Here is an 11,139-nt window from a genome sequence, read left to right on the forward strand (position 1 = left end):
GCGGTGCGGGCGTGGTGTGAATGTGGATGCCTGCTGATCCGAGACAGCTGACAGCGGCAATGTCGCGCGCCGCTGGCGGCCCGAGACCGGTACAATAGCGGCGGCTGCCACGCTGAGCAGTGGGGCCATTGTGCTATAGTCCATCCCGCGCGGGCAGTGAGGATTTCGAGATGGCAAAGACAGCGACAGAGACCGCCGAGGTGGATGCAGCCGCGGCCAATCCCCCCAAACAGAAGCGTTCCTGGCTCTGGTTCCTGACCCTCTTGCTGGCGGGTGCCTTCGTCGCATCCGGGCTGGTGGGACACGAGCCCTGGACGGCGGGCGAGGCACGCTCGCTTGCTGCCGTGCAAAGCATCATCGACAGCGGTGATTACCTGGTGCCGCAGGCGGACGGCACACCCGTGCTGGACACGCCGCCGCTGTACTACATGACCGGCGCGGCCTTGGCCCGGGCGCTCGGGGAATATCTGCCCGCGTCCCAGGCCGCCCGCGTGGCGAGCGGCGTGTTCCTGGCCGTCACGCTCCTGTTCACGGCACTGTTCGCACGCGCCGCCTGGCGCTCCGGCGATGACTCGCCCCTGCCGGCGGCGGGCGCCGCCGCCGTGCTGGTGCTGATCAGCAGCCTCGGCGTCGTCTGGTATGGCCACGACATGCTGCCCGAGACCGGCCTCATGGCCGGCATCGCCATGGGGCTCTACGGCATGGCACTGTGGCCGCGCCGGGTGTTCTGGGGCGGACTCTGGCTCGGCACCGGCGTCGGCATCGCCTTCCTGGCACACGGGCTGTTCGGGCCTCTTGTGCTCGGCATTGCCGCATTGCTGCTGCCGTTCCTGGGGATCGCCCGTTTCGGGCGCTACCTGCGCGGCATCATCGTCGCCGTCGTCTTCTCCCTGCCCTGGCTCCTGGTCTGGCCCTTGCTGCTGCAGCAGCGCGGCGGTGATCTGTACCAGACCTGGCTCGCCGCCAATACGCTCAACAGCTACATCGCCGGCATCGATCTGGGCAACCCCTCGGTACAGCTGCAGTGGCTGTGGCTGTTCCTGGTCATGGCCTTCCCGGCGTGGCTGTTGGCGGCGCTCACGCTGGTGCTGCGCCCGGGCGCGCTTTTCGGCTTCCCCGGTTTTCGCGCGGCCCTGGTGGTGGCGGTCCTCGGCTGGGGCCTCCTGGTGCTCTCCGATGCGTTGAGTCCGGTGGCGGCCCTGGGCCTGCTGGTGCCCCTGGCGGTCATCGGTGCCGGCGGTGTGCAGCGCTTGCCGCGCTGGTTCGTCTGGCCGGTGCATTGGCTCTCGGCACTGCTGTTCGGCGCCATCGCCGCAGTGCTGTGGGTGGCCTGGGTGTGGCTCCTGTACCAGGGCGAGCCCCTGCCGGTGAACGGCCTGGGCAACTATCTGCCCACGGACCAGGGCTTTGAGTGGCAGCCGGCGGTCTATGTGACCGCCGCGCTGCTGACCGTGATCTGGCTGTGGGCCGTGATGCGCTTTCGTCCATCCCGGCCGGCGGCCCTGCTGGCCTGGCCGGTGGGTGTGGTGATGGTGTGGAGCCTGCTGGCCCTGCACCAGCCCTGGATCGACGCCGCCATCGCCGAGGGCACCCTCGCCAAGGCGATGCCGGCGGCGTTGTTGCCAGAGCCGGCACCGGCGGGCACATCCGCCGTGCCGGCACCCGCTGGCACCGGCGCGGAAGCCAGCGCCACCGCCCTCTGATCGGGGCGCCGATGCCGCTTGATCGGGGCGGGGGCGGCGCCCGCCGGGTGCTGTCCCGATGCTTCCGCCCCTCATCGGTCGTCTCCGGCGCGTGGGCCCTGCGGGCTGCGCGGGGGCCGCTGAAGGTGCAATGGCGGCATCCCCGTCGGCTTGGCGAACGCAGCCGCGCCGTCGTGCCTCGCGCCGGTCGCCCCCCCAACCCACTCAGGCTCGCGCCAAAGCTGCGCCAGCATTGCGCCAAATCCGTGGTCTGGCACGGCCCTAGGCCGCACCACCACACCCACTGAAATGTCGCGAGAGCGCCCGCGTTGCTGCGTCGACTCTACACAGTTCTGGTCGCGCTGCTGATTCCGCTCGCCCTGCTGCGCCTGCTCTGGCGCTCAGTCCGGGCGCCGGCCTACCGTGAGCGTTGGCGCGAGCGTCTGGCCCTGGCGCCGACGCCGCCGGCGCCGGCCGATGTCTGGGTGCATGCGGTTTCCGTCGGCGAGGTGCAGGCGGCGCTGGCGCTGCTGCGCCATCTGCTGCGCCAAGACCTGCGCGTGCTGGTGACCACCACCACGCCCACGGGCGCCGCCCGGCTGCGGGCGCTGCTCGGCGATGCGGTCCAGCACCGCTACACGCCCTTCGATCTGCCGGGCATCATGGCGCGCTTTCTGGGGCGGGTCTCGCCGCGGCTGGTGTTGGTGATGGAGACGGAGGTCTGGCCCAACATGCTCGCCGCCTGTGCCGAGCGCGCTATCCCGGCCGTGCTGGTGAACGCGCGCCTGTCCGAGCGCTCGGCGCGCGGTTACGCCCGAGTCGCGGGCTTCAGCGCCGAGACCCTGGGCCGGTTCTCCCGCATCACGGCTCAGGGGCCGGCGGATGCCGAGCGTTTCCGGGCGCTGGGTGTGGCCCCGGCGCGCATCGTCGTCACCGGCAGCATCAAGTTCGATGTCCAGCTCCCGGCGAGTGTCACCGATCGGGCGGAGGCGCTGCGGCGCACCTGGGGCAACGACCGCCCGGTGTGGGTGGCCGCGAGCACCCGCGAGGGCGAGGAGGAGCAGGTGCTGGCCGCCCATGCGGCCGTGCGTGCCGCGCTGCCCGCGGCCCTGCTGGTGTTGGTGCCGCGGCATCCGGAGCGTTTCGAGCGGGTGGCGGCGCTCACCCGGCGTGCCGGCTTCGGGCTGGCCCGGCGCAGCCTGCGGGAGCCCTGCCCGAGGGAGGTGGCCGTTTATCTTGGCGACAGCATGGGTGAGCTGGCGGTGTTCTTCGCCGCCGCCGACGTGGCCTTCGTCGGCGGCAGCCTGGTGCCCACCGGCGGGCATAACCTGCTGGAGCCGGCCGCGGCGGGACTGCCGGTGCTGGCGGGGCCGCATACCTTCAACTTCACGGAGATCGCCCGGCTGCTGCGCGAGCGCGGTGCGCTGGCGCAGGTGGCGGACGCCGACGCCCTGGCGAAGATGCTGACGCGCTGGCTCACGGACGCCGCCGAGCGCACCCGGGTGGGCGAGCAGGGCCGGCGCGTGATCGATGACAACCGCGGTGCCCTGGCTCGGGTGACGGCCATCGTGGACGCCTGCCTGGCCGGCGACTGCCGGGTAGGAGCGGACGGCGACGCGGCTACTTGAACATCCGCGAGACTTCGCGGAAGTGCGGGTTGGCGGAATCTCCAAGCCACTCGAAGGCCACGGACTCGGTGTTGGTGACATGGATGCCGCTGTGGCGCATGCGCTCGAGGGCATTGTGGCGATTCGCCGGGTGTCGCGAGCAGATGGCATCCGCCACCACGAACACCTGGTAGCCCCAGCGTTGCAGCCCCGAGGCCGTCTGCACGATGCAGATGTGGGCCTCCATGCCCATCAGCACCACCTGCTTGCGCTCCGGCTGCGCGGTGAGTGCACGCTCGAAGCCGGCGGCGGTGCAACAGGAAAAGCAGGTCTTTTCCGTCGGCGCGGCGCTGTCGGGCAGATGCTCGCGGACGGCGTCGATGGTGCGGCCGAGGCCTTTCGGGTATTGCTCGGTGGAGATGATGGGCACGCCCAGGATGCCCGCCGCCCGCACCAGGCGGTTGATGTTGGCCACCGTGACCGCGAGCTCGTCCTTTGGCATGACCGCGGCCAGGCTTTCCTGGGCATCGATGATCAACAGCTGCGAGAAGCCGGCGTTGCACAGCGGCATGGCGGCCTGGTGAATGCTCATGACGATGACCTCGCTCGTGTGGTTGCGCCCGGTCTGTGCCGAGGCTTGGGAGATGATAGACCCGAACCCACTGCCGCGTGCCCCGACAAGCGCTCGATGCCGGGCACAGCCCATCCTGACCAACGTTAGTAGGTGGCCATGTCGCGGTCGATATCATGCGCCCAGGCATCGATGCCGCCGCGCAGATTCAGCACCTGCCCGAAGCCCTGATGCTCCAGGTACAGGGCCACCTGCTGGCTGCGGATGCCGTGGTGGCAGATCACCACCACCGGGCGCTGCGGGTCCAGCTCGGCGAGGGCGTCGGGGATGTGGCGCATCGGGATATGTGCGGCGCCCTCGAGCCGGCAGATGTCGAGCTCCCAGGGCTCGCGGACGTCGAGCAGCAGCGGCGCCGGCGTGTCGCTGCTCAGGAGCGCAGCCAGCTCGGCGGGGTTGACCTGACGTACCATGACGGCCCCCTCAGAAGACGAAGCGCTCGGGCTGGGGGACGTTTTTCAACGCCGGCACCGAGGTCTCGAACAAGTTCTCGCGGCGCAGGTCGCCGATGCCGCCGATGCGGGTTTCGAGCCGTGCTTCCATCACCGGGTCTTCGCCGACGACAACGAACAGCCGCCCGCCGGGGCGCAGCTGCTGGGCGAGCATGGGGATGGGCTCCTCGGTGGGCACCGAGCCGGTGACGGCGATGACGTCGAAGGGGCCGCTGTCCAATGGGCCAGCCATGGCGTCGGCGGTGTCCACCTCCACCCGATGCAGTTGCATGGCCTTGAGGCGCTCCCGGGCGCCGGCGGCGAGGTCAGGGTCGATCTCGACGCCGAGCACGCGTCCGCCCAGACGCGCCAGGCAGGCCGTGATGTAACCGGTGCCGGGGCCGATTTCCAGCACCTTCTCGCCGTCGCGCACCTGCAGGGCCTGCAGCATTCGCCCCACCACCTTGGGCGCGAGCATGCAGGTGTCGGTGCCGATGGGGATGTCCACGTCCGCATACGCCAGCGCCCGATAGGCATCCGGCACGAAGGCCTCCCGCGGCAGCTCGCCGAGGACGTGCAGCACACGCGCATCGAGCACGTTCCACGGGCGTACCTGCTGCTCGATCATGTTGTAGCGGGCGAGTTCGGCGGGCGAGGTCATGCGGATCTCCGAGAAAGGCCCCTGGATCGAAAGGGAATGGAACCTGGGGAGGCTACGGTTTTTGGACGCCATCGGCAAGCACCGGCGGCGCGTCACATGAGCACCAGGTTATCCCGGTGGATCAGCTCGTCATCGTCGACGAATCCCAGCACACCCTCGAAGGCGCCACTCGGCAGGCCTTTGATGCGGATGGCGTCCTGGGCGTCGTAGTTGACCAGCCCGCGGGCCACCTCCCGGCCGCCCCGGTCCACGCAGGCGACCACTTCGCCGCGGGCAAAGTGGCCGTAGACCGCCGTCACGCCCACCGCCAGCAGGCTGCGGCCGCCGTCGCGCAGCGCGCGCACGGCGCCGTCGTCGAGCACCAGGCGGCCGCTGACGCTGAGATGTCCCGCCAGCCAGCGCTTGCGCGCCGCCTGGGGCCCCTGGGCCGGCACCAGCAGGCTGCCCATCTGCCCGCCTTCGGCAATCCGCGTCAGACACTCCGCGCGCCGCCCGGGGGCGATGACAGTGGCGCAGCCGGAGCGCGCCGCCAGCCGAGCCGCACGTAGCTTGGTGACCATGCCGCCGGTGCCGACGCCACCGCTGCTGCCGCCGGCGGCCGCATCCAACTGTGGGTCGTCCACCTGCGCCGCATCGATGAGCCGGGCCGCGGGATCGATGCGCGGATTCGCGGAGAAGAGGCCATCCTGATCGGTGAGCAAAATCAGCAGGTCTGCCTCGAGCAGGTTGGCCACCAGGGCCGCCAGGGTATCGTTGTCGCCGAAGCGAAGCTCGTCGGTGGCGACGGTGTCGTTTTCGTTCACCACCGGCACCACGCCGATGGCCAGCAGGGTGCGCAGGGTGCTGCGGGCGTTGAGGTAGCGCTTGCGGTCGATGAGATCGTCCCGGGTCAGCAGCACCTGGGCCGTGTGCAGGCCGTGGCGGGAGAAGCCGGCTTCGTAGGCGCGGATCAGGCCCATCTGGCCGATGGCCGCCGCGGCCTGGAGCTCGTGCAGGGCCTGGGGACGCCGGCGCCAGCCCATACGGGCCATACCCTGGGCGACGGCGCCGGAGGACACCAGCACCAGCTCGCGGCCGGCGGCGCGCTGCGCGGCCATCTGGCTGATCCAGGGCCCGAGGATCGCCGCATCCAGCCCGGCGCCGTCGCGGGTCAGCAGTGCGCTGCCGATCTTGACCACCCAGCGCCGGGTGGCGGGGATCTGCGGACGGTGGGCCATGGTGTGGGGTCTTGAGATGGATCAGGCCGGGCCGGGTCGTCGGCCCCATCCGGGCCGGCTCGCCGGGTGCATGCCGCGAGAGGTCATCAGTCCAGTGGATGCCAGTCGGCCTCGGCCGCCGCCGGAGCGGCCGTGCTGGCCCGCAGCGGATGGGGCAGGGCCTCGAGCCTGTCCATCAACGCCCGCGCCAGCTCGGTGGTACCGGCACCGGTGTGCGCGGAAATGGCGTACACCGGCCCCTGCCACGCCAGGGCGCGCACCAGGTCGGCCCGCCGCTCGGCGAGGGTTTCGGCATCCAGCAGATCGGTCTTGTTCAGCACCAGCCAGCGCTCCCTGGCGGCGAGCGCCGGATCAAAGGCCTCAAGCTCGGCGGCCAGGGTACGAACGGCGTCCGCCGGTGTCATTGCGGGATCGGCCGGCGCCACATCCACCAGGTGCAGCAGCAGCCGGGTGCGCGCCAGATGCTTGAGGAAGTGCGTGCCGAGACCCGCGCCGCCGGCGGCACCGGCGATCAGGCCCGGAATGTCGGCGACGACGAAGCTGCGCTTGGGGCCGACGCTGACGACACCCAGGTTTGGGTACAGCGTCGTGAAGGGATAGTCCGCCACCTTGGGCCGGGCACTCGAGAGCGCACGGATCAGGCTCGACTTGCCGGCGTTGGGCATGCCGAGCAGCCCGACATCCGCCAGTAGCAACAACTCCAGCCGCAGCTCACGGCGCTCGCCCGGCTTGCCCGGCGTGAACTGCCGCGGCGTGCGGTTGGTGCTGGACTTGAAGCGCGCATTGCCGATGCCATGGAAGCCGCCGGCGGCCACCAGGAGCCGCGCGTCGTGCTCCAGCAACTCGCCCATGACCTCGTCCGTGTCGGCGTCGCGCACGCGGGTGCCGAGCGGCACCCGCACCTCGGCGTCGGCGCCGGCGGCACCGGTGCGGTTACGCCCCATGCCGGGGCGCCCGTGCTCGGCGCGATGGCGACGCTGGTGGCGGAAGTCCACGAGCGTGTTCAGGTTGGCATCGCCCACCAGGTAAACGCTGCCGCCGTCGCCGCCGTCGCCGCCGTCCGGGCCGCCTTTCGGAATGAACTTCTCACGCCGAAAGCTCACGCAGCCATCGCCGCCGTTGCCGGCCTCGACGCGGATTGTGGCTTCGTCGACGAATTTCACACGGAGTATCTCGGTGCGGCCGGGCGCCCGGAACGGCACAAGCCCCGCAGGGCGGGGCTCGCAGGATCGGGTGCCGGCGGTGTGGGCGTCCATGCCATGGACGGGCCCTGGTGGCGCAGGGTTTGGGGCGCCGGTGAGACGCCGGGCAGCACGCGCTGAGCGCGGTCACCATGGAGACCACCGCCGACGTCAACGTCCGACACCGGTGACTCGCCCCAACGCCGGGATCGGCGTCCCTCAGACTACCCCAGCCGCCTGCGCGCTCACGTGCAGCCCGATGCGAAGAAGGGCACTGGAGTGCGGAAACACCAGGGCCGGCGGCTTCGGCTGCGGAGCGGTCCCGCTTCGGTTCAGCCGGTTGGGATCAGCCCGGTGAGATCAGGCCTGCGCCGGCGCGATGATGCTCACGTAGCGGCGGTTGCGCGGGCCCTTGACCTCGAAGCGAACTTCGCCGTCTTTGAGTGCAAACAGGGTGTGGTCGCGACCGCAGCCCACGCCGGTGCCGTTGTGGAACCGGGTACCACGCTGGCGCACCAGGATGCTGCCGGCGGAAACGCGCTCGCCGCCGAAGCGCTTGACGCCGAGGCGTTTGGATTCTGAATCGCGGCCGTTGCGGGAACTGCCGCCTGCCTTTTTATGTGCCATGGGTTGAGTCCTCGTGCCGCTGCTCGCCTTGGTGTACGGCGCTCAGCGTTGGTTTCAGCCGCCGGCGGCGATGCCGGTGATCTTAAGCTCCGTGAACCACTGGCGGTGGCCCTGGCGCTTCATGTGATGCTTGCGCCGACGGAATTTGATGATCTTGATCTTGTCTGCCCGGCCGTGACCGGCGATCTCAGCGGTGACCTTGGTGCCCTCGATGAAGGGCTTGCCCACCTTCACCTCGACGCCATCGGCGATCATCAGCACCCGATCCAGGTCGACGGTGGCGCCGGCCTCGGCGTCGAGCTTCTCGACGCGCAGCTTGTCGCCCTCGGCGACGCGGTACTGCTTACCGCCTGTTTCGATGACTGCGTACATAAGTCCTGTTACCCTGCAAATGGCGCAATGAGCGTTGGGGCGCCGGATCGCGCCCGTCGACCTGGTGTGGTGAGTCTGGATGCAAGCGGGATGAGACTGTAGCGCCCGGCCTGACAAGGCCTGACCTGAACGCGCAGCGCCCGCAAGCGGCGCGATCGGGGCAGCGCCTCGCCGTTGGTGGGCGGGTCCGGCTACCGCTCAAGACTCACCAGTATGACGGGGGCTCGTCGCTATCGTCAAGCTTTTGGCGCGTGTCGCCGGGCGTCATCGCTGGGCGCCATCGTTGGGCGCCTGCCCAACTGGCCACCGCGCAGATGCCGTCGCCACTGGCTGCCCGTAGCGGCGATCGGCGGCTTGCACCCCGTGCGGTTTTGATGTGCGGCTCACGCGAGGCATGACAAGCCACCCTATGCTCGCTATACTTAAGGGCTTCGGCTGAGTGGCAGAGTGGTTATGCAGCGGCCTGCAAAGCCGTGGACGCCGGTTCGATTCCGACCTCAGCCTCCAACTCCCCCAAGGGCCGTTGCGGCGGCCGACCCGCAGCGCCGGCCGTTCGCGGCCCGGGTCGCGGCCCGGTCCGCCAGCTGATCCGCTGGCCACCCAGGCTGGCGCCCAGCAACGGGCGCGCCGGCAGCAAGCCGCCGCCAGCCCGCCCCAACCACAGCAGTCCCAAGCAGGTTCCCGCAGGCATCGGCTGCCCCTTCCATTCGGCACCCTCCCCGCCGCCCGCCCGGGTGGTGAAATTGGTAGACACAAGGGACTTAAAATCCCTCGGCTTCGGCCATGCGGGTTCGAGTCCCGCCCCGGGCACCACTTATCGCGTGCCCCTGCGCCCGGCCCGGTGCAAGCTCCTGTGTGCACTTCAGAGCTCGTCGGGACCGCACAACAGTCCCTCCATCGACGCCGCGCCATGATGCCCAGTTTCCGAGCCCAACCCGAACCCGGCTCCCGACCGCGCACGCCGCTGCGTCGGCTGGCGTTGCCGCTCGCGGTCTATCTGCTGGCCGCCCTCACCGCCTGCGGCGGCGGCCCGCAGCTGCCCGTCCTGCCGGACGACGCAATCGTCCTCGCCTTCGGCGACAGCCTCACCGCCGGCAAGGGCGCCAAGCCCGGCGAGGACTACCCGAGCCGGCTCGCGGCAATGACCGGTCTCACCGTCATCAACGCCGGCATCGCCGGCGAGCTGAGCGCCCAAGGCCGCGCGCGGCTGCCGGACGTCCTTGCCGAGCACCAGCCCGACCTGGTGCTGCTCTGCCACGGCGGCAACGACATCCTGCGCCGCAACGGCGCCGACGCGATCCGCGCCAACCTCCACGCCATGGTCGAGACCGCCCGCGCCGCCGGTGCAAGGGTCGTCCTGCTCGCGGTGCCGACCCTGGGCCTCGGGCTGAATCCGCACCCGACCTACTCCGAGCTGGCGCGTGAACTGGACCTGGTCATCGAGCCACGCGTCATCACGGACGTGTTGTCGGATGTGAGCCTCAAGGCCGACGGCGTGCACCCGAACGCCGTCGGCTATGCCTTCATCGCCGAGCGGCTGGCCGCCCTGCTGCGGGCGCGGGGGGCATTGCAATAGACGCGGCCCGTGGGCAGGTCTGCAACGCTTGCGGGCACTCCGCGACTGGTTCAGCCGCGGGCTTGGCAAGCCGCGGGCGCAAGCCGGCAAGGCGTTTGCAGTCCTTGGGGATCATGCCGGGGCTCCCAGCAGGATCTGAACGCCCACTTGCATGAAGTGGCGGTCCGTGGAGCTTGAGCGGTAGGTATCGAGCCTGCCCGGCGCGTGCGCGATCAGCTCGGCCAGCTCCACGGCGGCGCTCCAGCGCGACGCGCCGTTGTACAGCAAGATGGGCACCAGCGGGGGCACGGCGCCGTCGGCCATAAGGCCGCCGCCTTGGGCGAGGAGGTCCTGGTAGCGAGCAAAGGTGCCAGGCTCCGATCTTTGCCGGGCTCAGCGCTGTTGGGCGGGGCATCCTGTCTCCCCTGTTGCTGACATCTGCCAGTACCAAGTGCGCGTTAACGGCAACCACTCACCGGCGATGCAGTTCGTGACGCTGGCGCACGAACCGGGGGCAACTGTTCCTGGGGAACTTGGGTCCAGACACGCATGCCTGAGGCTCGGGGCCGTCGGCCACCGACCCATTCGGCAATGGAAGTTGAGGCGGAGTCAGTCGTTTACCTCGTCGCCCATCGCCGCCCGATCACGTTGAAGTCGCTCTGCTGCTTAGCGGGCTGCGTGCAGCTAGGCAGCAGCCTCGCCGACCTGCGCCTGTATGCGATAACGCGCGGCTGGGCAGATCGAGGATTCAGTTGGGATTGTCGCGCATACGCTGCTCCAGTCGACGTCCAGACGCCAGCCGCAGGAGCCAGCCTTGCCCAGCTGAATGCGTAGCGTCGGGCGCATGTCCTGTCAGGCGTTTGCCGCCGAGCATCCGAATCTGCGACCATCGCAGGCCCGGCCATCGGGCCTAGGGGTCAAAGCCCACGGACACGGATCGCAGCAATGGGACACAACAAGCATCTCGACGCATTTCTCCAGTTCTACAGCCAAGCCGAAGCCGGTAACGGACTGACCCGCGGCCTCGAATCGGCGTTGGCCAAGGCGACCTACGCCAGCACCCGGCTGGATCGCGAGCTGATTCCTGCGCTGCTGGCCGGTGAGATGCGCCTCACCATCCTCACGGGCAACGCCGGCGACGGCAAGACCGCCTTCATCCAAACCGTCGAACAGCGGGC

12 protein-coding genes and 2 tRNA genes are annotated in these 11,139 nt (G+C 70.0%); 6 read left to right on the top strand and 8 right to left on the bottom strand.

The genetic code is table 11. The features are described from left to right. Window positions 1-170 precede the first annotated feature (170 nt). Both QZ588_RS12160 and waaA read left to right on the top strand, forming a co-directional pair. Entirely contained in the window at window positions 171-1,703 is a 1,533-nt protein-coding gene (locus QZ588_RS12160; protein WP_295543094.1) for a hypothetical protein, read from the top strand. Between the two features lie 308 nt (window positions 1,704-2,011). Continuing rightward, window positions 2,012-3,310, top strand: a complete 1,299-nt coding sequence (gene waaA / locus QZ588_RS12165) for a lipid IV(A) 3-deoxy-D-manno-octulosonic acid transferase (protein ID WP_295543095.1) — start codon at window positions 2,012-2,014, stop codon at window positions 3,308-3,310. Here waaA and QZ588_RS12170 read toward each other — a convergent pair. The 7 genes from QZ588_RS12170 to rplU all read right to left on the bottom strand — a co-directional run bounded on the left by QZ588_RS12170 (window position 3,303) and on the right by rplU (window position 8,406). After that, the gene (locus QZ588_RS12170) at window positions 3,303-3,881 is read right to left on the bottom strand and encodes a hydrolase (protein ID WP_295543096.1); all 579 of its coding nucleotides are present in this window, start codon (window positions 3,879-3,881) and stop codon (window positions 3,303-3,305) included. The two genes, waaA and QZ588_RS12170, sit on opposite strands and share 8 nt — an antisense overlap. Window positions 3,882-4,006: 125 nt before the next feature. Continuing rightward, window positions 4,007-4,330, bottom strand: coding sequence for a rhodanese-like domain-containing protein (locus QZ588_RS12175; RefSeq protein ID WP_295543097.1), 324 nt, complete (start codon window positions 4,328-4,330; stop codon window positions 4,007-4,009). Window positions 4,331-4,340: 10 nt separating this feature from the next. After that, entirely contained in the window at window positions 4,341-5,009 is a 669-nt protein-coding gene (locus QZ588_RS12180; protein ID WP_295543098.1) for a protein-L-isoaspartate O-methyltransferase, read from the bottom strand. Between the two features lie 92 nt (window positions 5,010-5,101). Next, window positions 5,102-6,226: a glutamate 5-kinase gene (gene proB / locus QZ588_RS12185; protein ID WP_295543099.1), complete on the bottom strand. Its 1,125-nt coding sequence runs from the start codon at window positions 6,224-6,226 to the stop codon at window positions 5,102-5,104. 86 nt (window positions 6,227-6,312) lie between these two features. Next, a complete protein-coding gene (gene cgtA, locus QZ588_RS12190; protein WP_366929563.1) occupies window positions 6,313-7,389 on the bottom strand; it encodes an Obg family GTPase CgtA in 1,077 nt (358 codons plus the stop codon). 378 nt (window positions 7,390-7,767) lie between these two features. After that, on the bottom strand, window positions 7,768-8,034 hold the full coding sequence (gene rpmA / locus QZ588_RS12195; RefSeq protein ID WP_295543103.1) for a 50S ribosomal protein L27: 267 nt from the start codon (window positions 8,032-8,034) through the stop codon (window positions 7,768-7,770). Between the two features lie 54 nt (window positions 8,035-8,088). Further along, window positions 8,089-8,406 carry a 50S ribosomal protein L21 gene (gene rplU / locus QZ588_RS12200; protein ID WP_295543105.1) on the bottom strand — a complete coding sequence of 106 codons (318 nt, stop codon included), beginning with the start codon at window positions 8,404-8,406 and terminating at the stop codon, window positions 8,089-8,091. A 433-nt stretch (window positions 8,407-8,839) separates the two neighbouring features. Between rplU and QZ588_RS12205 the strand changes: the two genes are divergently transcribed. The 3 genes from QZ588_RS12205 to QZ588_RS12215 all read left to right on the top strand — a co-directional run bounded on the left by QZ588_RS12205 (window position 8,840) and on the right by QZ588_RS12215 (window position 9,982). Next, window positions 8,840-8,913: transfer RNA gene (locus QZ588_RS12205), tRNA-Cys, on the top strand. A gap of 221 nt (window positions 8,914-9,134) precedes the next feature. Beyond that, window positions 9,135-9,219: transfer RNA gene (locus QZ588_RS12210), tRNA-Leu, on the top strand. A 97-nt stretch (window positions 9,220-9,316) separates the two neighbouring features. Next, window positions 9,317-9,982: a GDSL-type esterase/lipase family protein gene (locus QZ588_RS12215; RefSeq protein ID WP_295543106.1), complete on the top strand. Its 666-nt coding sequence runs from the start codon at window positions 9,317-9,319 to the stop codon at window positions 9,980-9,982. Window positions 9,983-10,093: 111 nt separating this feature from the next. On the opposite strand, the gene QZ588_RS12220 is transcribed toward QZ588_RS12215, so the two are convergent. Next, window positions 10,094-10,285, bottom strand: coding sequence for a hypothetical protein (locus tag QZ588_RS12220; protein WP_295543107.1), 192 nt, complete (start codon window positions 10,283-10,285; stop codon window positions 10,094-10,096). 621 nt (window positions 10,286-10,906) lie between these two features. On the opposite strand from QZ588_RS12220, the gene QZ588_RS12225 reads away from it, so the two are divergent. Next, a partial coding sequence (locus QZ588_RS12225; RefSeq protein WP_295543109.1) for a hypothetical protein occupies window positions 10,907-11,139 on the top strand: 233 nt, incomplete at its 3' end.

The sequence above is a fragment of the uncultured Thiohalocapsa sp. genome, assembly GCF_913062725.1.
Lineage (GTDB): Bacteria > Pseudomonadota > Gammaproteobacteria > Chromatiales > Chromatiaceae > Thiohalocapsa.